17 protein-coding genes are annotated in these 25,643 nt (G+C 45.7%); 5 read left to right on the forward strand and 12 right to left on the reverse strand.

The features are described 5' to 3' along the window. Positions 1–2: 2 nt before the first annotated feature. The 3 genes from KOE27_RS21945 to KOE27_RS21955 form a co-directional block, all read right to left on the reverse strand. Positions 3–1,034 (reverse strand): DUF4097 family beta strand repeat-containing protein, encoded by a 1,032-nt coding sequence (locus tag KOE27_RS21945; RefSeq protein ID WP_215240928.1) that lies wholly within the window; start codon positions 1,032–1,034, stop codon positions 3–5. After that, on the reverse strand, positions 1,003–1,608 hold the full coding sequence (locus KOE27_RS21950) for an MbeD/MobD family mobilization/exclusion protein (protein ID WP_215240929.1): 606 nt from the start codon (positions 1,606–1,608) through the stop codon (positions 1,003–1,005). Before KOE27_RS21950 ends, KOE27_RS21945 begins: the two co-directional genes overlap by 32 nt. Positions 1,609–1,768: 160 nt before the next feature. Further along, positions 1,769–2,338, reverse strand: a complete 570-nt coding sequence (locus KOE27_RS21955; protein WP_215240930.1) for an RNA polymerase sigma factor — start codon at positions 2,336–2,338, stop codon at positions 1,769–1,771. Positions 2,339–2,525: 187 nt separating this feature from the next. Between KOE27_RS21955 and KOE27_RS21960 the strand changes: the two genes are divergently transcribed. Together KOE27_RS21960 and KOE27_RS21965 are read left to right on the forward strand one after the other, a co-directional pair. After that, positions 2,526–3,812 (forward strand): 4-hydroxy-3-methylbut-2-enyl diphosphate reductase, encoded by a 1,287-nt coding sequence (locus KOE27_RS21960; RefSeq protein ID WP_215241716.1) that lies wholly within the window; start codon positions 2,526–2,528, stop codon positions 3,810–3,812. Positions 3,813–3,938: 126 nt separating this feature from the next. Beyond that, a complete protein-coding gene (locus KOE27_RS21965; RefSeq protein WP_215240931.1) occupies positions 3,939–9,395 on the forward strand; it encodes an alpha-2-macroglobulin family protein in 5,457 nt (1,818 codons plus the stop codon). Positions 9,396–9,471: 76 nt separating this feature from the next. On the opposite strand, the gene KOE27_RS21970 is transcribed toward KOE27_RS21965, so the two are convergent. From KOE27_RS21970 to rpsU, 3 genes are all read right to left on the reverse strand, one after another. Continuing rightward, positions 9,472–12,057 (reverse strand): phosphoenolpyruvate carboxylase, encoded by a 2,586-nt coding sequence (locus KOE27_RS21970; protein ID WP_215240932.1) that lies wholly within the window; start codon positions 12,055–12,057, stop codon positions 9,472–9,474. A 66-nt stretch (positions 12,058–12,123) separates the two neighbouring features. Continuing rightward, positions 12,124–12,996 (reverse strand): tyrosine-type recombinase/integrase, encoded by an 873-nt coding sequence (locus KOE27_RS21975; protein ID WP_215240933.1) that lies wholly within the window; start codon positions 12,994–12,996, stop codon positions 12,124–12,126. A gap of 107 nt (positions 12,997–13,103) precedes the next feature. Continuing rightward, positions 13,104–13,298, reverse strand: coding sequence for a 30S ribosomal protein S21 (gene rpsU, locus KOE27_RS21980; protein ID WP_090154901.1), 195 nt, complete (start codon positions 13,296–13,298; stop codon positions 13,104–13,106). A 156-nt stretch (positions 13,299–13,454) separates the two neighbouring features. Between rpsU and KOE27_RS21985 the strand changes: the two genes are divergently transcribed. After that, a complete protein-coding gene (locus KOE27_RS21985; protein ID WP_215240934.1) occupies positions 13,455–14,390 on the forward strand; it encodes a Ppx/GppA phosphatase family protein in 936 nt (311 codons plus the stop codon). A gap of 225 nt (positions 14,391–14,615) precedes the next feature. Next, positions 14,616–15,284, forward strand: a complete 669-nt coding sequence (locus KOE27_RS21990; protein ID WP_215240935.1) for a peptidoglycan DD-metalloendopeptidase family protein — start codon at positions 14,616–14,618, stop codon at positions 15,282–15,284. Between the two features lie 95 nt (positions 15,285–15,379). Here KOE27_RS21990 and KOE27_RS21995 read toward each other — a convergent pair whose 3' ends face one another. The 5 genes from KOE27_RS21995 to KOE27_RS22015 all read right to left on the reverse strand — a co-directional run bounded on the left by KOE27_RS21995 (position 15,380) and on the right by KOE27_RS22015 (position 22,065). Beyond that, positions 15,380–16,606 (reverse strand): MFS transporter, encoded by a 1,227-nt coding sequence (locus tag KOE27_RS21995; protein ID WP_215240936.1) that lies wholly within the window; start codon positions 16,604–16,606, stop codon positions 15,380–15,382. A 37-nt stretch (positions 16,607–16,643) separates the two neighbouring features. Then, on the reverse strand, positions 16,644–17,312 hold the full coding sequence (locus KOE27_RS22000; protein ID WP_215240937.1) for a FadR/GntR family transcriptional regulator: 669 nt from the start codon (positions 17,310–17,312) through the stop codon (positions 16,644–16,646). Between the two features lie 75 nt (positions 17,313–17,387). Next, positions 17,388–18,140: an SDR family NAD(P)-dependent oxidoreductase gene (locus KOE27_RS22005; RefSeq protein WP_215240938.1), complete on the reverse strand. Its 753-nt coding sequence runs from the start codon at positions 18,138–18,140 to the stop codon at positions 17,388–17,390. 107 nt (positions 18,141–18,247) lie between these two features. Next, the gene (locus tag KOE27_RS22010) at positions 18,248–19,942 is read right to left on the reverse strand and encodes a S41 family peptidase (protein ID WP_215240939.1); all 1,695 of its coding nucleotides are present in this window, start codon (positions 19,940–19,942) and stop codon (positions 18,248–18,250) included. Between the two features lie 173 nt (positions 19,943–20,115). After that, positions 20,116–22,065, reverse strand: coding sequence for an acetoacetate--CoA ligase (locus KOE27_RS22015; RefSeq protein ID WP_215240940.1), 1,950 nt, complete (start codon positions 22,063–22,065; stop codon positions 20,116–20,118). A gap of 303 nt (positions 22,066–22,368) precedes the next feature. On the opposite strand from KOE27_RS22015, the gene KOE27_RS22020 reads away from it, so the two are divergent. Next, positions 22,369–23,913, forward strand: coding sequence for a pseudouridine synthase (locus tag KOE27_RS22020; protein WP_215240941.1), 1,545 nt, complete (start codon positions 22,369–22,371; stop codon positions 23,911–23,913). A gap of 81 nt (positions 23,914–23,994) precedes the next feature. Here the strand turns inward: KOE27_RS22020 and KOE27_RS22025 are convergent, their stop codons facing one another. Beyond that, on the reverse strand, positions 23,995–25,533 hold the full coding sequence (locus tag KOE27_RS22025; protein WP_215240942.1) for a Do family serine endopeptidase: 1,539 nt from the start codon (positions 25,531–25,533) through the stop codon (positions 23,995–23,997). Positions 25,534–25,643: the final 110 nt, after the last annotated feature.

Raw genomic sequence — 25,643 nt, forward strand, 5'->3', positions numbered from 1 at the left:
CCTTATTCTTTCAGCCTGACGTCACCGTATCTGGAAACAATGGTTATTTTCTTGCCGGATCCCGATCCCACCGTTCCCTGGTACTGCCTCACTTTGTTCGCTTTATCTTCTTTTGAAGGTTGCATTGAAAAGTTCACATTGGCGGCAGGATAGCTGAAATTTCCATAACTAACAGTTACATTGAACCTGTTCGATTCCGCCGGCAGAATGATCGAAGAATAGGAAGCCTGAATGTCCAGATTTTCAACCGAATTGGTCATTTCCTCAATTTTAAAGTTTCCGGAATAATTCAGCCTGATTTTGCCAGGCCCGCGGATGGTACCAATTTTAGCCCCTGAGTAATCAATATCCGCATCCAGGCTTGTGACATCCCCAATATTCAGTTCGCCGGATTTATTATTCAGCATCAGTTTTCTGACCTGATCCAGCTTAAGATTAGAATACTGGAAATCCATTTTACAGTTAGCGATCTTCCCTATTTTAGCACTTCCATATTTTACATCGATCGTATTCTCGGTGCTTTCCAACGTATTGGCGATGAAATTACCATGTTTTGTTTCGATCGTCAGAGGCGCGTAAAAAACAGGGATATCGGTATCTCCAAATCTGTTTCTCACAGTCAGAGGATTTTCCCTGGGCATATACACCGTGTAGTTAATCTGCAGATAATCCTTGTCTCCCTTCTGATTATTATTCCAGAAACTACTGCCAAACTGCCCTTTATTAATCACTGTAACGAGGCTGATCTTATTTTTTTCGCGGGTTTCCTCTATCTCAACGGTATTCAGGTAATCCGATGCCCTACTGTCCGAGGATGCATTTGCCATTATCAGTATCTCAACCTTGATCTCCTTTTTATTCCAGAGATTTACTTTCACCAAACCAAACTGATTATCCAGCGCAAGTACTTCCTTTTCCTTTACATCAAATTCCTTTATGATATTCCGTCGTTTTTCTACCGTCTGTGGATTGGCATCCAATGCATATGTTGCTGCTGCTAAGTTAAATAACAGGAGCGTTACGATTATCTTCATCTTTTTTCACCTTATTAATGCGCTGTAAAATGTTTAATTGTTGGTTGAGCAAGTCAACCTGCCATTGAAGGTTCCGGACCATGGCCTGTAACAGTGCTTCCTGGTTGGGAGCATTGGACAGGCCCGAGCGCAGGTTCTTGTAACTGCTCTCCAGATCTTGTAAATCGGCCGAAAATTCTTTGTACAGCTCAGGATTGTCACGGGTGAGTTTGATGATCTCTTCCCTTTTTTGATCAATAGAAACATTATACTGATTAAATTCACGGGCGTAAGCCGGTACTTTCAGTGCTACCCCGGGATCCCGCGTAACACCATATTCCTTATTGACATAAAAAAGGAAACCTGCTCCAACCGCCAGAAACACCCCGGCAGCAATGCGCCAGTCGAAGAAGGCACGGTTGTGAAGACGCTTATTTTTCCCGTTTGGGGCTGGCTCCGAAAGTGGAATACCGCCATGTAGCTTATCATTAATATGGTTCCACAAATCGTCCTTTGGTAAGAAAGTGTCAAACCCATCCCTGTTATCACGCACAAACCGCTCCAGTCGATCCTTTTTATCAGAAGAATTTTTCATTGGTTACTAATTGATAATTTGTAAAAAGTGTTTCAAATCGGTTCAAATGTTAGAGTGTTATGACCTGTTCGTTCTGCTGTGGTATCGACTTAAAAATCTATACCGTTACTTATATAAGTTGAAGGAACTGCTTCCTTTCCAAAGACCCATACCTTCCCGATTACCTCACGCCTATTATCTCTGTCAGCTTTCGCTTCCCGCGCATATACTGCGTCCGGGATGTTGTTTCGCTGATCCCCAACACCTCCCCGATCTCCTCATGGTCATAGCCCTCGAACAAATAAAGGCTTAAAACCACTCTATAACCATCCGGAAGTTTCATTACCGCGTTCCGTATCCTTTCCACTTCGTAAGACGTATCGTCCTCATTCCATAATTTCTGTTCCTCCGAAGGAACGCCGTATTCCTGCTCAGACTCCTGCCACTCTTCAATCTCAATCCACTTAACTTTTCTGCTTCTGACCTGGTTAATGGCCTTGTTCACAACAATTTGTTTCAGCCATGCACCGAAAGTGGACTGCTGCCTGAACTGGTGCAGATTTGTGAATGCATCCACAAAAGCTTCCTGCAGAGCGTCCTCTGCCTCACCCATATGATTCAATATCCGCATACATATATTGAACATGGCCTTGGAGTAACTTTTGTACAACTCATATTGTGCCTTTCGATCGCCGAGTTTACAGCGCTCCACAAGTTCGACATGCCGGTCGATGTACAAATTTGTTTTCAAGCAGAAGGTTTAGTTTTGAACGTTCTGAATCAAAGACCTCTGTCTTTCTATAATGTTGCATATACTGCGAAATATTTTTAAAGATTCGCCTCCCGAACAAAGCAACACCACGGATTGTTCTTTATGCGGCAGGATGTATCTTTGAATAAATATTCCGGCAACCGGGTATTATCTTAAAGATAAAAATATCCGCCGGAATTTATTAGTACGTTGCGCAAATTATAGCCGAAGAAGACCGACCGTCATGAAAACGTTTAACATACCTGATTTTTACCGAAGCAGTATTATTACTCCAATCAAAGAATTCAGGCGTAAAAATGATAAGTTAAAAAGAGACTTCAGCCCTACGATACTTGATTTCGGGCCCGTCACTTTTCTGATAGCCAGGCATTTCGGATTTTGTTATGGTGTCGAAAATGCGATTGATATCGCATACAGGGCCATTGCGGAAAATCCTGGAAAAAGGATTTTCCTGCTCAGTGAAATGATTCATAACCCGGACGTGAACCTCGATCTCACAGAGCGCGGTGTACGGTTCCTGATGGATACCAAAGGCAGGCAGCTCATACCCTGGGAGGACCTGACCACCGACGACATCGTCATCGTTCCCGCTTTTGGTACCACCATCGAAAACCAGAAAAAGCTCGAAGAGCTGGGTATCAACTCAATGGTATACGACACCACCTGCCCTTTTGTAGAGAAAGTATGGAACCGTGCTTCACAGATAGGAGAGAAGAACTACTCGATTATCGTACATGGTAAACCTACACACGAAGAAACCAGAGCTACATTTTCGCATAGCAAGGAAAATGCTCCGACGGTGGTGGTGAAAAACATGGCACAATCCGAAATACTGGCCCGGTACATCACGGGAGAACTTCCTGTCAGCCAGTTTTTTGAAGATTTCAAAGGCCAGTACTCCGAAGGTTTTAACCCGGCTAACGACCTAAAGCGGATTGGTGTGGTCAATCAAACCACCATGTTGGCTTCTGACACTCAAGGCATTGCTGATTATCTCAAAAATGTGATGATCAAACATTATGCCTTACGCCCCGAACAGGTGGAAGATCATTTCGCAAACACGCGTGATACTTTATGTTATGCCACGAACGACAACCAGGATGCAACCTATGCCTTACTTACCCACCCGGCGGATCTGGTCGTTGTAGCAGGAGGTTATAACAGTTCCAATACTTCGCACCTTGTGGAACTATGCGAAGCCAAATTCCCTACTTATTTCATCGAATCCGTTAATAAGATACTGGGCACCAACCTGATCAGGCATTTCGACCTGCACAACAAACAGGAGGTGGTGACGGAAAATTATCTTCCGCAAACCACACCGGTACGCATTATGCTTACATGCGGGGCTTCCTGTCCGGATGCGGTTGTGGAGGGAATCCTTGTCAGACTGCTTTCTTTTTTCGAGGAGGCCAAAACCGTTGAAGAAGTGATGGCGGGTTTTACCGCTTAAAATCCAGGCAGACTATGCATGCCGCTCCAACCGTATAATTAAAACCTGCAGCCTTTGGGACAATAAATATTACTTATTTTCCATAATAGATTAAATTCGGAACGCAATTTAATCCTGCACAATGTTATGAAAAAATTTACGGATCTGCGTCATCCTTTTTTCCTCTTCATCATCATTCTGTTTGCCGGCTGCTCCTCGCTTAATAAGATACGAATCAACGGAACCAATTTTACCGGGGAAATCAGTCAGTCTCAAAATCTGGTATTTACCTTTAACAAGGATATCGTTTCCTACAGTCAGCTGGATGCCTGGGATTCAACCCAGTATATTCATTTTGAACCTGAGGTAAGAGGGCGTTTTAAGTGGACTTCCCCTAACGAAGTCATTTTCTCGCCCTTATCCGGTTTCAGCCCTGCAACGGCTTATACTGCTACACTATCTAATTCCTTACTCACAACATCGGTCAAGGACAAGAATTACGATATTGATACCGAGCCTATCCAGTTTCACACGCCCTACCTTCAGTTAACAGATACCGAAACCTGGTGGACACTTTCCAAAGAGAACAGCCGCCCCGAAGCTCGCCTTCGCCTGACATTCAACTATCCTGTCCAGGCACAAAATGTGGCCGAACGGCTTAAAATTATTATTACTGAAAAAAACACCGACTTTAAAATTCTTCCTTCAACCGACGAAAAATCCTTAACGCTGGCGCTCCAAAAAACCGGGAACAGCGACAACAATCCGGTACCGCTCAATATTCGGATTGAAAAGGGGATTAAGGCACAGCACACCAACCATATTACCCAGGAGACCATCAGCCGTACTACCAGCCTTCCCTCTCCTTTGCATCTGGAAATTACGGATATCAAAACTGGCTTTGAGAACAACCAGGGCTATGCCAAAATCATCACTACCCAGGAACTGAATGGTGAAAATATTACAGCTGCATTTTCTGTCAATCCAGAGCTACAGACAAAAACAGAGATCACTGACAACGGATTTATCATCCGTGCAGACTTTAATGAAACCGATACCTACTCCCTCCTCGTCAATACAAGCCTGAAAGGAATTCTTGGCCCTGTACTGGAAGAAGAAGTACCACGTGATCTGTTTTTTGGAAAAATGCCTGCCGGAATATCCTTTGCCAATAAAAAGGCACTGTACATGACACCAAAAGGCTCGCGTAATATGGGTGTGCAAATTGTGAATGTTCCAAAAGTTCAGGTTAGAATTTCCAAGCTGTATGCAAATAATATCCTCGCCTATGTCCGCAACAGCCGCTGGGATGATTATGCGCAGATCGGCGATGAATGGAAACCTACTGGCGCTTATCAGTATAGCGACGACCTGGAAAGCAATTTCAGCGATGTACTGGTAAATAAAACGGTTGACGCAGAAAATCTTCCCAAATCAAAAGGAATATCAGCACTTAACATTGCCCTGCCCGATGATAACGGCAGGAAGGGCGTCTACCTTGTTTCTGTCAATTCGAAAGAAGAAGCATATATGGGCGCCACCAAGCTCGTCTCTATATCGGATATCGGTCTGATCGTAAAACAAGGAAAGGATGAAATATGGGTCTTTGCCAATTCTATCAAAACCAATGACCCACTTGCCGGTGTAGAAATAACCCTGGTAAGCTCCAATAACCAGCCTATACAGACACTGACAACCGGCAATCAGGGAGTCGCGCATGTGGATAAACTATCCGAAAAGGCTCCCAATTTCCGTGTTGCCATGCTCACTGCAAGTAGTCAGGATGACTTCAATTATCTGTTGCTGGATGATACGCAGGTAGAAACTTCCCGGTTTGAGGTGGACGGAGTCAGGGATAATACGTCAGGTTTACAGGCCTTTATATATGGACAGCGGGATATTTACCGCCCGGGCGAAACCATGCATTTCAATACCGTGATCAGGAATCAGGCATGGGAAGCAATTCGAGAAACACCTGTTAAAATAAAACTGATTACGCCCAATGGCCGGGAATACCGAACCTGGCGAAAAACGACAAACGAACAAGGCGCTGTGGAAACCGACGTTCCGGTGGACGCTGCCGGTCTCACGGGTTCGTATAACTTTGAGGTATACAATGCCAATGACGTGTTACTGGCATCTCAATCGGTAAGTGTTGAAGAGTTCCTTCCAGACCGGATCAAGGTAGATCTGGCAGGAGCAAAAAAAGAATATCAATCCGGAGAAACCGTTCTTCTTCAAGCAACAGCGGTTAACCTGTTTGGCCCTCCAGCTGCGGGAAGAAATTATGAAATGGAGTCTCAGCTTAAAAGAAAAGGATTTTCCCCAAAAGATTTTCCTGAATATATTTTTGATATCCCCTCCGAAACAACTTTTGAAAAGGAAAGCAGGCAAGGTACTACCAACGAGCAGGGAAACGCAACGGAACGCTTCCCTCTTAACCCGACAATCAAAGATATCGGCGTGCTGGAGGGAAAGATATACGTAACGGTTTTTGATGAAAACGGGCGGCCGGTAAACCGTCTTCAAAAATTTGATGTATTCACACAGCCTGTTTTTTATGGTATCCGCCTTCCTGATTCATATGTCGGTGTAAATGCCCCCATACCTGTCGACATTGTGGGTGTGACCAGCAAAGGTACTTTAAAGACAGGTACCACTGCCAAAGTAGAGGTTGTCAGACTTGAATATCAGACCGTTGTTGAAAAGAAAAATGACCAGTTGCGGTATACCTCCCGCAAAAGTGAAAAGATTGTATACGCCAATAATCTCAGCCTGCCACAGGGGAAAGCCACACTCCGTTATGTTCCCACGGTATCGGGGCAATATGAAGTGCGGGTACGCCGTCAGGGCGCTGAATATTATACCGTAGCCGGATTTTATGCTTATGGCTATGGTTATACGCAGTATTCCTCCTTTGAAGTCAGCAATGAAGGGCGGGTGATTATCAAGGCGGATAAGGAAAAGTATAATTCTGGTGAAACAGCCACTGTTCTTTTCCAGACACCCTTTGACGGGAGGTTGCTCGTGACCGTGGAACGCAACCATGTTTTGGAACAACATATTATCTCAACCGAAAAAAAGGCTGCGGAGCTGAAGTTAAAACTGAAGGACGAACACCTTCCCAATGTATACGTCTCGGCAACGTTGATCCGGCCACTGGATGCATCCGATATGCCCCTCACAGTAGCACACGGTTTTATGCCGCTGACTGTTGAAAACTCAGACCGAAAACTGGATGTATCCATAACTGCTGTTGATAAATCCCGCTCTAAAACAAAACAGACGTTAAGCTTCAAAACAAACCCTCATGCACAGCTGACCGTTTCTGTAGTGGATGAAGGTATTCTCCAGATCAAAAATTTCAAAACACCGGATATTCACGGTTATTTTTATCAGAAACGTGCGCTGGAAGTTACCAGTCATGACTTATATGCACTCCTTTTCCCTGAGCTCAATATCTCAGGGGTATCCAGTTTTGGTGGTGACGGGTTTGACCTGGAACGGCGGATTAATCCGCTCAGCAACGGAAGAACTGCCCTGGTATCTTTCTGGAGTGGTGTGATCACCGCAGACGGAAGCGGTGATGCAAAATTTGATATTAACATTCCTCAGTTCAGTGGTGATCTCCGGGTGATGGCAGTGGCCTACAAAGACAAGGCTTTTGGCTCGGCCAGTAAGAACATCAAAGTTGCCGATCCCATTGTCATCAGTGCGGGCCTGCCACGTTTTTTGAGCCCCGGCGACGAACTGGACCTACCGGTAAATATCAGCAATACAGAACCTAAAACAGCCGACGCAACGGTAACTATTCAACTGAGCGGGCAGTTAAGTATATCAGGACCAGCTGCGCAGAAAGTTATCATCCCGGCAGGTAAGGAGGAAAGAGCCGGATTCCGGATAAAGGCATTAACCGCCATCGGGACCGGGAAAGTGACGGTCAGGGTGATGTCTTTTGGGCAAACCTTCGTTCAGGAAACAGCTATTACCGTACGACCCGCTTCTCCCTTACTGAAAACCAGCCGTTCGGGCGTAATTGCCGGCGGGAAACAGGAAGTTGTTAACCTGGCTTCATCTTTTATTCCGGCCACCACCAGAACGGAGTTAGTCCTGAGCAGGTCGCCATTGGTGCAGGGAGGTGGAAAAGCATTGGCAGGCTTGCTAGGATACCCATTTGGCTGTATGGAACAAACCATTTCAAAAGCATTTCCGCAACTTTATTTTACAGACCTTACCAAAGCCATGGCTCCTCAGGTATATCAGGTAAAAAATGGGGAAAGTGATTTTAATCCGGTAGCCAATGTGCAGCTGGCGATCAGAAAGGCGGAGTCACAGCAGCTTTTCAACGGTGGAATGGGCATGTGGCCAGGTGCTACCCAGGAAGACTGGTGGGTAACTGCTTACGCCGTTCATTTTTTGGAAGAGGCCAGGAAAGCAGGGTTTGAAGTTAATTCCCAAACCATTAATAAGGCAACGGAATACCTGACCTTAAAAACCGGTAATATTTCAACCAGGGAGATTGTTTTGGCCAGTAATGGAAACGGCTTAGCTTACGGTGCGGAGCCTGGCGCTGGTTCACAAATCAGGAAAACCGTGGCGCGCCGGGAAGTGCTCTATTCGTTATATGTGCTGGCACTGGCAGGTCATCCCAACCGTTCGGCCATGAATTATTACAAGCAAAATCCGCAGTTGCTGACCACCGACTCCAGGTATCTGCTCGCTGCTGCTTTCCAGCTCACCGGCGACAGCAGAAGTTTTGTTTCCTTATTACCCAAATCATATACGCCAGAAACGGCGCAGGCGATGGACGGCAGTTATTCGTCTCCGCTACGGAATACGGCCTTGGTATTGAACACATTACTGGAATCTGATTCGGATAACCCCCAGGTCACTCCGCTGGCCCGGCAGCTGTCCAAAGCAATTGCATCAAGCAGTTATATCAACACACAGGAGGCCTCGTTCGTAGTTTTGGCCCTTGGAAAAATTGCAAAAAGAACATCCGCTTCGTCCGTCAAAGCCACCTTAAGTTTGAAAGGTAAAAAGCTGAGCACATTTGAAGGAAAAGAACTTAAACTGGTGCAGGGCCTGGTTAACCAAAAAATAGAAATTGCAACACAGGGAACAGGCGGGTTGTATTGGTTCAGCCAGTCAGAAGGTATTTCATCTACGGGTTCCTATGTAGAAGAAGATCAGGGCTTGCGGGTACGCCGGGAGTTCCTGACAAGAGACGGTAAACCCGCCGGATCGTTACACCAGAATGATTTGGTCGTAGTGAAGGTTTCGCTTTTAAGCACCACGGGATTACCTGTTGACAATGTAGTGGTTACGGACATCCTGCCCGCAGGCTTTGAAATAGAAAATCCACGGATCACAGAGGTAAGAGATATGCCCTGGATCAGCAATGCATCTGTTCCCGACTATTACGATATCCGCGACGACCGCATTCATTTCTTTACGCAAGCCAGCCATATTGAAAAGTCCTTTTATTATCAGGTAAGGATTGTTTCAAAAGGGAAATTTACCGTTGGTCCGGCGGCGGCTGACGCTATGTACCAGGGTGAATACCGAAGTTACTCCGGAGGCGGCAGGATTACAGTGGAATGACAGGTTATAAAAAAAGCAGTTGTCCGGGATGCGGACAACTGCCAATATTCCTTTCATATCATTCCTCCTTTATTTCCTAAGCAGAGTTCCGTGCAGCATTAATGATACCAAACATCGCCCTGACGATCAGCTGATTATAGGTTTCTACATCTACCGGGAGCGTTTTAGGATCTTCTGCCAGCATCTGCAGCGCATACTGCTGGATCGTGATCAAAGGTAATACAATCCTCTCACGGGTTTTGATAGAAACCTTTGTAACATTATTGCTATCCAGCAGCTCCTTCTGCCCCGACACATCCAGCAAAGTATCCAGCGTCAGCTTAAATTCCGCGTACATTTTATCCCAGAATTCACGGTATTCCTCGTCATCACGCAGATATTTGGTCGCCGGAAAAAATGCTTTCGAAAGCGATTGCATTGAGTTCTCGATCAGTGTGCGGAAGAAAAGTGACTTTTTATAAAGTTTTTTAATCGCATCCTTTTTCCCCTCTTTATCCATCTGCTGAATGGCCGATCCAAAACCATAAAAGCCAGGAACGTTCTGCTTCATCTGCGCCCAGGAGCCTACAAAAGGAATGGCTCTCAGATCTTCAAATTTCAGACCTTCATCGTCATTACCACGCTTGGTAGGGCGGCTCCCGATATTGGTTTGTCCGTAAAAGCGTAACGGAGTTTTCTTGTCAAGATACTTTACAAATTTCGGATGCTTTTTAAGATTCAGGTATGAATCGTACGCTGATGCAGCCATCTCCTCTATCAGAGCCTTATCCGCTTCATCCAGGTCCTCCTCCGTACGATTTGCCTTAAAGAGGTGATTTTCCAGCCCGGCTGTGAATAACCTTTCCAGGTTATACATAGCTGTCGTGACAGTTCCGTAATTGGAACTGATCGTTTGCCCCTGCACTGTCAGTTGTATCTCTTTGTCCTCAATATCCTGGCCCAGTGAAGAATAAAAATTGTGGTTGTTGCCTCCGCCACGTGCAGGAGGTCCTCCGCGTCCGTCGAAGAAAGTGACTTTTATTCCAAATTCCCTGGAAACCTTGGTAAGTGCTTCTTTGGCAGTATAAATTGACCAGTTAGCTCGCAGATATCCGCCATCCTTGGTACCATCCGAAAATCCGACCATGATCGTCTGGTGGTTATCCCGATTTTCCAAATGAGCGCGGTAGTAGTCGTTGTTATACAACTTCCGCATGATTTCGGGAGCGTTTGCCAGGTCATCTACTGTTTCGAAGAGTGGTACCACATCCAATGCCAGTTTACCCTTATCGTCTGCTATCAGATTTTTGGCCAACGCAAGCACCTGCATCACGTTCAGCGCCGAGGTATTGTTGCTGATCACATAGCGGTGTGCCCCTTTTTCCCCGTTTAATCCCTGAATTGTTTTGATCGCACGGATAGATCCCAATATATCCTTGGTGAGCGGATCTTCGTAATCTTCATCTCTTAAAGGAATATTGAGCGATAACAGCATGTCTATTTTCTTGTCCTCGTCCCAGCTTTCGTAATCGCTGTATTTCAGCAAAGGAATTTTCTTTTCAAGCCGTTTCAGGATATCCTCCCATGCTTTTGCATGTTTTCTGCTATCCTGCCGCACATCCAGGCTGGCAAAAAAGAATCCGAACAGGTTAAGTTTAAGGATAAAGTTATCCAGCAGCTCCACAAAAAGTCCCTGATGTTTATTCACAAGTACATCCCGAGCCAGTAGCAGTTCATCAATCAGCTCCTGCGCATTGTTATATCCTTCTTCATAAGGGCCGAAAATGGTACTGTTCATTTTGCGTTCGGCAAGTGCCACCGCATCATCCACTCCCTTAAAGGTAAGTCGTCTTTTGAGGGTGCGGATATCCCGGTAATAACCACGCAGAAGCGTTTCCCGCAATCTTTCTGCGACTTTTAGCGTGATCTCAGGGTTTACGAAAGGATTCCCGTCCCGGTCACCGCCCGGCCAGAAACCCAAACGGAAAACATTTGGATAGGGCCAGTCGTGCAGGCTCATCCCCAGTCCCGTAATCAGCTTGGTTAATATAGAAGGAATGGCGTCATAATATACATTTTCCAGGAACCAGCATAAACTTACGGCTTCGTCAAAAGGAGTCGGTTTTTCATGATTGATAAAAGCCGTTTTCCCCAGCTGAAGCAAAAGCTGGTTCACTTCTGTAAAATCGTTCTTTTTAATTGCGTCCTCCAGATCGGTAATGATGCCGAGTACCTTTCCCGAATAAAACTGGGTAGGATGCGCGGTAAGAACTATACGAACACTGAAATCCTCCAGCTTGGCGAGCAGTTTCTTCTTTAACACTTCACTGTCCAGCCGTTCGGTAAGATATACAACCGAGCCCTTTCCCGTAAGATCATGTGTTTGATCAAATGCTGCATCCTCAACTGAGTCAAACAGAACGACCTGTCTTTCAATATACTGAATAAAAGCAAATAACAGATCCGTTCTTTCCTTAGGTGTGGCCGTTTCTAAAAGCTCTTCAAAAAAATGCTCAATGATCTGCCTGGGTGATTTTCCTTCCTGAAATCCTACCTCACTTTGCTGTGTCAGTATCGGAAGTAATGAGCCGGTCTGGAAGATTCCCCGGTAGGGCAAACTCAGAAAAAGGCTGTTGAAAATATTGTACTTCGTAACTACGGCGTCCTGGAAACTGTTATTCATAGTGGAGTGACAAAATTTTATTTTGGGACTGACAACTTGAAACAAAGATACCTGAAAATTTCGGTTTCAGGCTTTTGGGTGCGCTTGTTGGTGCGTTTTTTTAAGTTTCTCAATGGTATTATGGGTATAAATCTGAGTAGCGGCAAGATTGGCATGCCCCAGTAATTCCTTGATTGCATTAAGCTCCGCCCCATGGTTAAGCAGATGCGTGGCGTAGGTATGCCGCAGGATATGCGGGCTTTTCTGGGATAACGTCGTGACGGCAGCAAGATACTTTTTCACTACCCGCTGAATGAAAACAGGGTAAGCTGCCTTTCCGGAATCTGTGATGATCAGGCAATTGGTATCTTCCTCCGGCGCTCTTTGAGCCAGATATCTGACCAGTAAATCACAAAGTAAGGGAGATACCGGAATGATACGCTCCTTCGCTCTCTTACCAAAAACACGTATGGTCCGGCCAAAAACGTCTATATCTTTTAATTCGAGCCCGATCAGCTCCGCGAGGCGGATCCCTGTCCCGTACAAAAGCTCAAGTATGGTTTGATCCCGCAATCCCTGAAAATCCTCCGAAAACCCTATTTCATCAAAAAGGACGCCCATTGCTTTTTCTTCTACAAAAGCAGGCAGCTTTTTACTGGTTTTCAGAGAAGATAGTATTTTGGAAGGATCTTTCGGGATGATAGCCCGCTTTCTCAGAAAAGAATAAAAAGACCTTAAAGAGGCGATTTTCCGGTTAATGGAGATGGGATTCATGCCTTCTTCCATCAGCGCTACTATCCATGACCGCAGCATAACTGGCTGCGCAAGTTCCGGCTGGCCGGATTCGTACTGCAAAAGCAGATATTTCCTGAACTGTTCCAGATCGGTCTGGTACGACTTTACCGTATGTCCGCTGGCTCGTTTTTCAAATCGCAGGAAATCTAGAAATTGTTCAATCATTGGGACAACATACAAAAAAGAGTTGTCTTATTCAAGACAACTCTTTTTCCGACTGAAAAGGATATAATAATCCTTCCCACAAAATCACAGAAAACAATTCCTAAGAACTAGTCTTCCAGGTGACCGTAAGTTTTTTCTTTATATACCGCACGCAAAACTTCGAAACGACGCTTTACAGATGGTTTTTCGAAAGCTGTACGCGCACGAAGCTGACGCATAGTTCCAGTTCTTTCAAATTTCTTTTTGTAACGCTTCAACGCGCGGTCGATCGATTCGTTGTCTTTGATGTTAATAATAAGCATGCTTATAAAATATAATGTTCTTTGAATTGGTTTCTGAAATCGGACTGCAAAGAAAATATATATCAATCAGAAAATCAAGAAATAATCTTTAAAAATTAGGATATTTTTGCATCTTGTGACGCATTAAGAACTCCGGTTACTAAATAAGACCTGTTTATGGATTCCCGCTGGGGTATTATTGATCTTGGAACAAACACTTTTCACCTGTTGATCGTTGAAAAGCAAGGTGATCATATCCGGAATATTTGCCATGAAAGCCGTCCCGCACGCATCGGAATGGGTGGTATTACTAAAAGGGTCATTACAGAAGACGCCGTTGAACGTGCCTTATCGGTTCTTTCGTTTTTTCGGGAAAAACTGGACGAACACAACGTATTCCCTACCCATACCTTTGCCTTTGGCACCAGCGCCATCAGAAATGCCAGCAATAAGGACGATTTCTGCCGGACCATAGAGGATGTTACCAATATTAAAATAACCGTAATCGATGGCGACCAGGAAGCCGGGTACATTTATAAGGGAGTACGCTACGGCGCAAAACTTGGAAATGACCCCTGCCTGATTATGGACATAGGCGGCGGCAGTGTGGAATTTATCATCGGGAATGATACCGCCATCTTTTGGAAGCAGAGTTTTGAAATTGGAGGTCAGAGGATGCTGGAGAAATTTATGCGTAATGATCCTCTATCGGATTCTGACAGAAAAAGACTCTACAACTATTTTGAAGAAAACCTTATCCCGCTGGCCAATGCCGTTCATCAGTATGCCCCTGTGAAACTGGTTGGTTCGTCCGGCACTTTCGATACCCTGGTGGATCTGGATTTTCAGCACCGTACCGGCGCATGGCCACCCGCGGAACAAACGGATTTCAACTTGTCTCTGGAAGAGTTTTACCGCTCCTATGCTCTGATTCTCAGCGGAAATCATGAGGAGCGCCTGGCCATTCCGGGGATGATAGAATTAAGGGTAGACATGATTGTGGTAGCCGTTTGCCTGGTGGACTATGTACTGAAAAGTTACAACATACCTGCCATTCAGGTTTCTACTTTTGCCCTCAAAGAAGGAGTACTAGCACATTTACTGGGCCGGTAACTTCCCGAAAAATTATTTTTCTATCCTTGCTGCAACCTGTGATGCTATTATCGCATCATTAACCGTTGCAACCATTCATCCATAATCTCCCGGATGCTGTGAAACCTGACTTATTTTTGCAACAGGAATCCTAACATCTCTTAACGAATGACCCCGAAACAATATATCAATTTCCCTGCGGGCAAAATTACTTTTAATTCCGCAAGGCTTTACCCATCCCATTAAATGTCGCAAATTATTGATGTACTCCAAAAATATCCTGGCTTTCCCGGCGTAATTGTAAACCGGAAACCCTACAAAAAGCTGGATTTTTCTGCATCCAATACCGATTTGGCATCCCGTAACCTGACAGCAACCCGGGATTTCTCGGACTATGTACACAAGGAATTACTCGGAGACGGCACCTATATAGGCATTGGCGGGTATCTTGAAAACCGTGTAATTTACCGCAACCGGGAGCATTTCGGAAAACAAAAAGCCGCCAGAAGCATTCATTTGGGCGTAGACATCTGGGCCAAGGCCGGTGAACCGGTATATACACCCTTAAAAGGTATTGTGCACAGTTATGCTTTTAATGATCAGTATGGCGATTATGGCCCTACAATCATCCTGCGGCATCATTTAAATGGCGTCAGTTTCTATACCTTGTACGGACATTTGTCGCTTGATTCCGTAGATGGATTATATACCGGAAAACTTTTTGGCGCGGGAGAAAAAATAGCTGAAATAGGAAACTTTCCCGAAAACGGCGATTGGCCGCCGCATCTTCACTTCCAGGTGATTACAGACATTGGAAATTACGAAGGCGACTTTCCGGGAGTATGCAGCGTTCAGGACCAGGATTACTATCGAAGCATCTGTCCCGATCCGAACCTGATCCTGAGAATTGAATAACGAGCATCACTGCCCGATAGCCATTGCTGCCCATTATTTTAAGTCTGCCTTGGTGCAAAATCACTCAACCGTCAACCTCCATTCACGGAGGCTGGTCAGGCCGTTTTCACTTTTCTTTCCAGATTGGGCAAAAATCCGGTGAGTAGCCCAATTAGCGGCAGGAAGGAGCAGACCTGAAAGACATATTCAATGCTGGTATTATCTGCCAGACTTCCTAAAATGGCGGAGCCAATACCCGCTATGCCAAAGGCAAAACCAAAGAATAATCCCGCAATCATACCTACTTTTCCAGGAATAAGTTCCTGCGCATAAACGAGGATCGCTGAAAAAGCGGACGAAAGGATCAGACCAATGAGGCAGCTCAAGACTCCTGTCCAGAAAAGGTTTACATACGGAAGCGCGAGCGCAAACGGAGCAGTACCCAGGATGGAGATCCAGATCACATACTTTCTGCCGATACGGTCACCCACCGGCCCACCCGCGAAGGTACCTGCCGCCACCGAAAATAAAAATGCGAATAAATATATCTGCGAGTTCTGGATGGATACCCCGAATTTATCGATCAGATAAAACGTAAAATAGCTGCCCAGACTAGCCATATAGATATATTTAGAAAATATGAGCAAAAGCAATATCCCTATAGAAATAACCATGCGGCTTTTCGGAATGATCTTCACCGTAGTATCGCTGGTATTTACTTTCCGCTTCACGCGGTTTATGTTAGCCTTGTACCAATTACCGACCCGCCCAAGAATATAAATAGCAACAAGTGCCACAAGGGAAAACCAGATGATCTGAAACCTTCCAAAGGGTAGCAGGATCAGTGCGGCCAGCAACGGGCCCAGCGAACTTCCTGCATTTCCACCCACCTGAAATAGCGACTGTGCCATGCCATGCCTGCCTCCGGATGCCATGCGCGCCACTCGGGAAGCCTCCGGATGAAAAACCGCCGAACCAACGCCTATAAGGCCAACCGACCATAAAATCATATAAAAACTATTGGCCATAGACAGTGCAATGAGCCCGATCATGGTAAAACACATTCCTACTGCGAGGGCATAAGGCTGAGGCTTTTTGTCGGTATATAATCCCACCAAAGGCTGTAATAAGGAAGCACTTACCTGGAAGGTAAAAGTTATAAGCCCGATCTGCGAAAAACTGAGATGGAACGAATCCTTCACCATCGGATAAATGGAGGGTATCAGGGATTGAAGGGTATCGTTTAATAAATGTGAAAAACTCAGAGCGATGAGGATAGAAAATACGGTATCGTTGGCTGATTCTGTTGCTGAAACCTGAGATACTTCACCGGTTGCTTTCATAATATTGCGGCAAAATGAAAAGAGAATTTATACTGTTTTAAATCTTTAAATGTGAAACCGGTTGACCGGTAATTTTTGCGGCCCATTCCCAGGCTTTTTGCGGGTCACAGTCATGGATACTTTCCCAAAGAGACTCATGCCAGTCCTGTGTGGTGATGAAACCTTCGGTATCAAAATAAATTTCGCGGAAATAACTCTGGAGGTGACTGGCTATGGTCTTGTACAGATCGAGCAGGATGTCACTTTTGGCGGCTTCTGCAATGCTCAAATGAAAAGAAATATCGGCCTGGATACATTTGTCAGGGATATTCGCCATGGCCATGATTCGTCTGTCTTCCAGATACCCTTTCATTTTTGCCAAATCTGCTTCCGATCTGTTGATGGCGGCGTTCTGGGCAATTTTAAGTTCAATAAGCTGGCGCACCTCATTGAGCTCAATACCCTTTGCCCGCAATAATCTGTCCGAGAGGGATTCCGATGGTATTTCACTTTTTTCCACAAAAGTCCCCAGCCCCTGCTGAACCCTTACCAGCTTGATATTCGATAAATTCCGTATGGCCTCGCGTATCGTTGATCTGCCGACACCGAAAAGTTTCATCAATTCCGGTTCTGTGGGAAGCTTCTCTCCTACCGAAAACTCTCCGTCCAATATCTTTTGCCGCAAGCGGCTGGCTACCTCGTCGGCAAGGCTTAATCTTCTGATCATCTTAAAACATCATATCATCTGATGATTCAAAAGTAATAAAAACCGGCTGATTAAACAAAACCGGTTTTCACACCCCTATTTTCTGTAGATCGTAGTAGCAGCCGACTGAGCCCCTGCCAGCAAGGTGATATCGGCTACGGTCACCCGTGCCGGAGCGTTAATGGCGTACAGGATCGCATCAGCAATATCCTCCGGCTTAAGCGGCTCAAAACCCTGGTAAACTTTTTCGGCTCGGTCTTCATCTCCCTTAAACCTGACCAGTGAAAACTCAGTTTCAACGGCTCCTGGGGCTACATTGGTAACTTTGATACCATGCTGTGTGAGTTCCAGCCGCATTCCTTCACTTAATACCTCCACCGCCGCTTTGGACGCACAATATACCGCCCCGTTGACATACGTTTGTTTCCCGGCGATTGAACTGATATTAACGATGTGGCCTTTCCCGATTTCCAGCATCAGCGGAATTACCGCTTTCGAAACATACAACAAGCCCTTTACATTCCCATCGATCATCGCATCCCAGTCGTCTGTATCCCCTTCATCAATGGTACCCAGCCCATGCGCATTCCCGGCATTATTGACCAGGATATCAATGTTTTTCCACTCATCCGGAAGGGAACCCACCATAGCCATAACGGCCCCTTTGTCCCGTACATCGAATAAAAGCGTGGTAACCTTCACTTTCGAAGACAACCCTTTTGATACCTCGTCGAGCCTTTCCTGGCGGCGACCGCAAAGTATGAGATCAATCCCAGCGCCGGCAAATGCCTCAGCGGTTGCCTTCCCAATTCCGGAAGTTGCTCCGGTTATTAATGCTATTCTTGACATTGTGACAATTTTTCAACGGTTACAAACAAAAGGTACACAAGCAGGACTGTTACAAAACGGTCTCTGCCTGTGTACCTGCAAATATCAGTCTATTTATTTTAACGAGCCTATTTCCTTGTGTTCAAACTACTGAAATTCCCTTCTTCAAGTTCGGAAGCCTTTCCAAAAAGTAATACTGCCCGCTGGTACACATTGTCTGTTGGATTTAACACGCGGTATACCTCGTTATTCAGGCCACCTTTTTGCTTCCTGCCCCATACATACCTTCCGATAATGGCTTTTGTCTGCGACTGAATAACCGGTTTAGAATGGTTCAGTTCCTTTTCATTGAGCCGGATACCTGCTCTTGTAGCATCCTTTACCAGTTCTGATAGCATGGCATCAGATATCTGGAATGAATTCAGGTACTCGTCAAATGTCTGTTTTTCCAGTTTTTTCTGATTTTCATTGGCATACCTTAAGGCATATTCCCGGATAATGTTTTTGGAGTAAAGCTCCACCAGGTACTTACTGTTCAGCGTGGTATCCCTGGGAACAAACACATCCGGCGTGATGCCTCCACCGCCATATACGATCCGCCCTCCGTCGGTTTTATATTCCTTGGTTTTATCAAATTTGATACTATCCGCATTAAAAAGCTCTCCGCTTTCATATCTGTGCGACAGATCCTGGCTGTAATCATCTCCCTTGCCCAGTTCATAAGGCTTTTGAATACTGCGACCGCTCGGCGTGTAATATCTTGAAATAGTAAGGCGCAGTTCAGAGCCATCCGAAAGTTTGACCGGCATTTGTACCAAGCCTTTGCCATAAGATCTCCGTCCAACGATCAGCGCCCGGTCATGATCCTGCAAAGCACCTGCCAGGATTTCCGAAGCAGAGGCACTGCCTTCATCCACCAGTACAATAACCGGCCCCTTTTCAAAATTGCCGTCTACATGCGAGCGTGTTTTACGGTCAAACCGGCTGTCTTTTCCTTCTGTATAAACCAGGAGCTTATCCCCTGAAATAAATTCATCGGCCATGCTGGTAGCGCGCTCCATATATCCGCCCGGATTTCCGCGCAGGTCCAGAATCAGCTTTTTGAGGCCATCTGCTTTCAGTGTTTTCAGCGCGGTTTTAAACTCATCAAACGTAGTCTCGGAAAAACGGCTGACCTTGATATATCCCACCTCGCTATCTACCATATAGGCCGCATCTACCGAATAGGTCGGGATGCGGTCACGCACTACTGCAAAATCCATCTTATCGGCCAGGCCCACGCGTTCAATCGTGATTTCAACCTTGGTGCCCCGTTTACCCCGCAGCAGCTTGTATACCTGAGCATTGGTAACACCAGGGCCCGACAACGGCTCTTTGTTGACAGACATGATCCTGTCGCCGCTCAATATTCCTGCTGCCTCAGAGGGCCCCCCGCTCAGTGGCGTGACCACGTATACGGTATCATTGTAAATATTAAATTCAACTCCTATCCCGTCAAAACCCGATTCCAGCTGTGAGCGCGCTGCAGTTGCCTCTTCCGAATTGAAATAAGCAGTATGCGGATCCAGCTTTTCCAGCATTTTGGTGATCGAATAATCGACCAGTTCCTCGGTATTGACAGAATCCACATAATTATTTTCTACCAGCATCAGCACCTCCCTGAACTTGGCATAACCTTTTGCTACGTCCGTCAGCTTTTTCCCTCCGCTGAAAAACGTACTGCCAATGAGCATCCCTGCCACAAGGGTAATACTGACAATAATCGGCAAACGTATGGTGCCCTTCGAATTACGGATGTGCCGCTCAGGACTTTCTTGATTCATGTATCTGTCTGTTTTATAACCAGGCCCGGAAATGTTTTATCGGTTTGGGGAATAACGCATAACCGGCAATTTTCGTTGTGTCTGATATTAAATATACACAAACGATCCAAATTTGGATTAAAGTATAAGATAAAATAATTGCGGTAAGGTGGCTTTTAACATACACCCCCTCTTCACAAAAACTCCTTCAACGATTCCGGATTCCGCATGGTTTCGGTATTGATGTATTTTGCCGGGTCCATGCCCATCAGTATTTTTTTGATCGGTGCTTCCATTTTTTTCCCGCTGATGGTATAGGGGATATCTTTCACCTGCTCGATGGTATCCGGTACGTGACGTGGGCTGTATCCGGTACGCAGCGCATCTTTTATACGTGCTTTCAGATCGTCGTCCAGTACCTTATCTTTGGTCAGCACCACAAACAGGGAGATAGTCCCTCCTCCATCCGATTTTTCCAGGTATACCGCCAGGCTGTCTTTCACTTCAGGAAAACTTTCAACGGCATTATAAATTTCCGCCGTTCCTATTCTCACCCCTCCGCGGTTGAGCGTAGCGTCCGAACGGCCATAAATAATGACCGAGTTGCGGCTGGTAATTTTAATCCAGTCGCCATGCCGCCATACCTTGGGATAAGTATCAAAATAACTGTTTTCATAACGTTCGTTAGTCTCATCTCCCCAAAAATAAATGGGCATGGACGGCATGGGTTGTGTAATTACCATTTCCCCCAACTCATCCAGCACCGGTTTCCCGTTTTCGTCAAAAGCTTCCACCTTGCATCCCAGCGTCCGGCACTGGATCTCTCCCGGGTAAACGGGTAATATGGGACACCCTCCCACAAATGCGCTGCACACATCGGTACCGCCGCTCAGAGAAATAAGCCAGACATCCTTTTTAACATATTTATAAATCCACTGAAAAGCTTCGGGGGTAAGCGGTGAGCCCGTGGATCCGATCGTTTCCAGACTTTTAAGTCGTTCAGACGCAATACTTACGCCAGCCTTCATGCATGCGATGTAATACGCTGCGCCATTGCCAAAATGCGTAATCTTTGCTGTTTCGGCCAGCGTCCACAGTACCTGCGAAGAAGGGTACATGGGTGCGCCGTCATAGAGTACCAGCGTGGTTCCGCACAACAACGATCCAAGTGCATAATTCCACATCATCCATCCCGTTGTGGAATTCCAGAAATACCGGTCGCCCGGCTTCACATTCTGGTGCAGCGACAGCGACTTCAAGTGTTCCAGCAAACAGCCTCCAACGCTGTGGGTAATGGCTTTGGGTTTGCCCGTGGTACCCGACGAGTATAGTATCCATATCGGGTGGTCAAACGGAACAGCTTCAAAATCAATCCCCTGATTAGGCAAATGAAGGATATCTTCCCAGGAAGTGGTCCTTTCCGGCTTGAGCTGGCCACCAATATAGGATACCTGAACGATGTCCCTAAGAGAAGTAAGCGCAGCGGATAATTCGTGATGGATTAATGACGCGTCATATATCTTGCCGTTATAAGAATACCCGTCACTCAGAAAAAGTACCTTCGGTTCGATCTGACGAAATCTGTCAACAATACCTGCCAGCCCAAAGTCCGGCGAACAGGAAGACCATACGGCCCCAACTGCATTGGTTGCCAGAAATGCAATGACAGCCTGCGGGCTATTGGGCAGAACAGCCGCCACGCGGTCTCCCGGTTTTATTCCCTTTTGCCTCAGCCAGGCCGACACGGCCGCAACCTGTGCTTCCAGGGTTTCCCAGGAGATTTTTTCCAGTTCGGTTTTCTCCGACTGGAACATCAGAGCGGGCCTCTCCTTTGTTTTGTTGCGGAAAATATGTTCGGCATAATTAAGCTTGGACCGGGAAAACCACCGTGTACCGATCATTCCCGTTTGTGGACGCTGTATAACTTCGAGGTATAAATCGTGTGACTTAATATTGAAGTACTGCCAGAGGCTTTCCCAGAAATCCTCCAGGTCAGTTACCGACCATTCCCACAAATCATGATATGAACGAAAATAAAGGCCCTTTTTTACAAAAAGCCAGTCCATATACTTCTTCAGATTGGACTGTTCCAATAAACTGCGGCCCGGCTTCCATAACGGTTGTAACTGAATTTCCGTTGACATATTCTGCTCAAAAAGGGTTGAAGGCAACTAAACGAAAAATGTATTTAAATATTGGCTTTCTCCAATAGTATTTATAAACGAGCGGATACAATTTTTCGGATAAAATAAAGCTGAATTATTTGACGAAAAATTACGCTACCTTTGCATTTTAAAACTAATGTTACACGTAGTACTCTGATGATCAGATACGTCCGTTCAAATGTTTTAGTGGCAATACAAACATAAACATCCTGCATCCACTAATCCAATTACGCACATCATTTGTTAAGAGGAAAAAAATCCAGTAGTGATACTGCATTCCTGATGAGAAAAAGAATTAACACCCCCAGAGATGCCAAGGCATCCCGCCCGGCTGCGGGCAACCAGAGTTCCTTCAGAAAAAGAAGCGGAGATGCTCCGAAGTGGGAAGTTGAAAGCCGTTTCAGCAAGCCATCCATTAAAAAATCCAGTCTGAGAACCTCAAATGCAGCTCCGGCTCCCGAAAGGCCAGCCAGGAAACCTGGCACCCGTAAAGAGGGAGACTGGAACTCGTTCCCAAGACAGGGAGAAGACAAACCGAAGCGTTACGGAAAAACAGGCCACGCAAAGCCTTATTCCGAAGGCCGGAGCTTCGACAGACCCGACAGGGACAAGCCATTCCGTTCTTTTGAAAAATCGGATGATACGCGCAGCTTCAGGCCAAAAAGAGATACCGAAAACGGTGATCGCCCGGCATACGATGGCTCTACAACCAGAAAATTCGGAAAATCCTCTTTTGAAGCAAGAGATCGTTCCAAACCATCTTTCGGAGATAAAAAACCATACGGCAAGCCTTCATTTGATAAAAGCAGAGATACTGACAGGAAGGACTATACCGATAGACAAGAGGGTGCCGACAAACCTTTCAGAGCAAGAGAGGACAGACCGGCCTATGGAAAACCTGAGTTCAGGAGAAACGATGCAGAGAAGCGTTTCGAAAAACCATTTGAAAGAACCTCATCGAGAGAAGACCGCCCGGCGAGGGAAGAGTCTGCCGGTAAAAGAGAGGGTAAAATCTCTGGTACAGAAAGGCGCGTCGGAAGGTTTGAAAATGCTCCGCGTTACAACCTGAGCGATTACGAAAAAAAAAACGGAGGTAAGCAGCAAAAGCAGGAGAAATCGGACTACATCAGGCTGAACCGCTACATTGCCAACGCCGGGATATGTTCGAGACGTGAAGCAGATGATCTGATTTCTTCGGGTCAGATTTCGGTAAATGGAAAAACCGTTACCGAAATGGGTTATAAAGTGCAGTTATCGGACGTGGTAAAGTACGGCAAACGTGCCTTGAATCCAGAGAAAATGGTATACATCCTCATCAATAAACCAAAGGATTATATCACTACAACGGACGATCCGGAAGAACGCAAAACGGTATTGGACCTTATTGAAGGAGCCTGCCAGGAAAGAGTTTATCCTGTGGGCCGCCTGGACAGAAATACCACGGGCTTGCTGTTGCTGACCAATGACGGGGAACTTGCTGAGAAACTGACACATCCGTCGAGTGGTATCAAAAAAATATATCAGGCAGAGCTGGATAAACCCATTACCAATGAGGATTTTGAATTACTTCAGCATGGGCTAGAACTGGAAGACGGTTTCATTCATCCTGATGAAGTTGGTATCGTAACACCGGATGCAATGGTGGTAGGCCTGGAAATTCACAGCGGACGTAACAGAATTGTACGTCGTATGTTTGAACATCTGGGTTATGAGGTACAAAAACTTGACAGAACTGTATTTGCAGGATTAAATAAGAAAGATCTGCCCCGTGGAAAATGGAGATTCTTATCTGAAAAAGAGGTAATTAAGCTCAAATTTATGATGTAATTCCTTATTTCGGAGACAAGCAACAAAAAAACCCAGGCTTAAACACCCGGGTTTTTTTGTAATCATTGCTTTTCAAAAATCCTACAATCGGAATCCGAAGGAATATACATCGTAGGGAGCATCCGGATACAATCCTTCAAACTGTACCATGGAATCCTCTTTTCCGGCCAGCGCGCTTTCAAATTCTTTTACAGAACGCACCGCTTTGCCATTCACTTTGGTAACAATAAATCCTTCCTCTACACCGGTACGGGCCAGTTTTCCGCCTTCCACAGAAAGTACCTTCACGCCGCCCTCATGTTTGAATTTAGCCAGTTTCTGTTTTTCGCCATCGGTAAGGTTTCCGAATTGTGCTCCCAAAGAACTAAGTACTGCGGCAGACTCGTCTCTTTTTATGATATCTGATCCTCCAGTACGGTTTCTGAGCGTCACGGTTATGTCTTTCTCTTTGCCATCACGATTCACCGTCAGATTCACCTTATCGCCAGGCTTATGCAAACCTATGGATTGCTGTAATTCCGGGATGGAATTGATTCTCAGACCATCCACTTTTACGATCACGTCCCCTTTTTCAACGCCGCCGGCTTTGGCCGCACTGTTATCAGTAAAATCACGTACGTACACCCCATCATTAACTTTCACGCCGTACTCTTCAGCTTTTCTGCTATCCAGATCGTCGAGGGAAATACCCAGGTAACCACGTTGTACATTACCGAACTTGATCAGGTCGCTGGATACCTTCTTAACAATGCTGGAAGGAACCGCAAAAGCATAACCTGCAAAACTTCCCGTGGGACTAGCAATGGCGGTGTTGATCCCGATCAATTCACCCTTCAGGTTCACCAGAGCACCACCGCTGTTACCGGGATTGACCACGGCATCCGTTTGGATGAACGATTCCAATGGAGAATCTACGCTTGCCAGGGAGGCTGGTGTGGCGTTATTACCATATCTTCTGCTGGATCCGATAATTCCCAAACCACGGCCTTTAGCACTTACAATACCTGCTGTTACAGTTGATTCCAGATTGAATGGATTACCCACAGCAACTACCCACTCTCCTACTTTTACTGCATCAGAATTTCCAATGGTAACGGCTGGAAGATCCTTGGATTCAATTTTAATCACGGCTATGTCCGTAGAAGGATCCGTTCCTATTACTTTGGCACGAAGCTTGGCTTTATTATGCAGGGTAACTTCAAGTTCCTGTGCTCCTTCAACCACGTGGTTGTTGGTAACGATATACCCGTCAGGAGAAATAATTACCCCTGAACCGGTTGCCTCAGCTGGCTGTGCACTACGTCCACCACCGCCTCCGAAACCATCACCAAAAAAATCACGGAAAATATCGGGAATCTGCTGTTCTCTGGATGATGACTGACGTGACATGGTTGACTTAATGTGCACCACCGTGGGGGTAGTGGCTTCTGCAGCATACACAAAATCACCAGGAGCTCCTGCAGGCGTGCCTGTTGAAGTAAAGCGTGCGAGTGATTCCGACTGCGCCTCTTTAAATATCACATCCTTCTCACTGTCGTTACTAAGTAATTTAAAGCCCGCGAGCGTTGTTGCACTTGAAAGCAGCCCAACAAACACCAAAGCTTTCCAATTTGTTTTCATATCTATCCTTTGGGGTTTAAATTTTTATGAATGGATAACGCTAACAACCTTCTGATTTATTCCCGGCCTTGTGCCGTTTTAACATAATTTAACAAAGATATCAGTTCAAA

The sequence above is a fragment of the Dyadobacter sp. CECT 9275 genome (genome assembly GCF_907164905.1).
GTDB lineage: Bacteria > Bacteroidota > Bacteroidia > Cytophagales > Spirosomataceae > Dyadobacter > Dyadobacter helix.

What these genes read in the sequence shown, in the direction of transcription:
- KOE27_RS21970 (WP_215240932.1), bottom strand. Translation starts at nt 12,057, where the DNA reads ATGAATAACAGTTTCCAGGACGCCGTAGTTACGAAGTACAATATTTTC.
- KOE27_RS22000 (WP_215240937.1), bottom strand. Translation starts at nt 17,312, where the DNA reads ATGATCAGAAGATTAAGCCTTGCCGACGAGGTAGCCAGCCGCTTGCGG.
- KOE27_RS22010 (WP_215240939.1), bottom strand. Translation starts at nt 19,942, where the DNA reads ATGAATCAAGAAAGTCCTGAGCGGCACATCCGTAATTCGAAGGGCACC.
- KOE27_RS21965 (WP_215240931.1), top strand. Translation starts at nt 3,939, where the DNA reads ATGAAAAAATTTACGGATCTGCGTCATCCTTTTTTCCTCTTCATCATC.
- rpsU (WP_090154901.1), bottom strand. Translation starts at nt 13,298, where the DNA reads ATGCTTATTATTAACATCAAAGACAACGAATCGATCGACCGCGCGTTG.
- KOE27_RS22025 (WP_215240942.1), bottom strand. Translation starts at nt 25,533, where the DNA reads ATGAAAACAAATTGGAAAGCTTTGGTGTTTGTTGGGCTGCTTTCAAGT.
- KOE27_RS21945 (WP_215240928.1), bottom strand. Translation starts at nt 1,034, where the DNA reads ATGAAGATAATCGTAACGCTCCTGTTATTTAACTTAGCAGCAGCAACA.
- KOE27_RS21975 (WP_215240933.1), bottom strand. Translation starts at nt 12,996, where the DNA reads ATGATTGAACAATTTCTAGATTTCCTGCGATTTGAAAAACGAGCCAGC.
- KOE27_RS22015 (WP_215240940.1), bottom strand. Translation starts at nt 22,065, where the DNA reads ATGTCAACGGAAATTCAGTTACAACCGTTATGGAAGCCGGGCCGCAGT.
- KOE27_RS21995 (WP_215240936.1), bottom strand. Translation starts at nt 16,606, where the DNA reads ATGAAAGCAACCGGTGAAGTATCTCAGGTTTCAGCAACAGAATCAGCC.
- KOE27_RS22020 (WP_215240941.1), top strand. Translation starts at nt 22,369, where the DNA reads ATGAGAAAAAGAATTAACACCCCCAGAGATGCCAAGGCATCCCGCCCG.
- KOE27_RS21990 (WP_215240935.1), top strand. Translation starts at nt 14,616, where the DNA reads ATGTCGCAAATTATTGATGTACTCCAAAAATATCCTGGCTTTCCCGGC.
- KOE27_RS22005 (WP_215240938.1), bottom strand. Translation starts at nt 18,140, where the DNA reads ATGTCAAGAATAGCATTAATAACCGGAGCAACTTCCGGAATTGGGAAG.
- KOE27_RS21950 (WP_215240929.1), bottom strand. Translation starts at nt 1,608, where the DNA reads ATGAAAAATTCTTCTGATAAAAAGGATCGACTGGAGCGGTTTGTGCGT.
- KOE27_RS21985 (WP_215240934.1), top strand. Translation starts at nt 13,455, where the DNA reads ATGGATTCCCGCTGGGGTATTATTGATCTTGGAACAAACACTTTTCAC.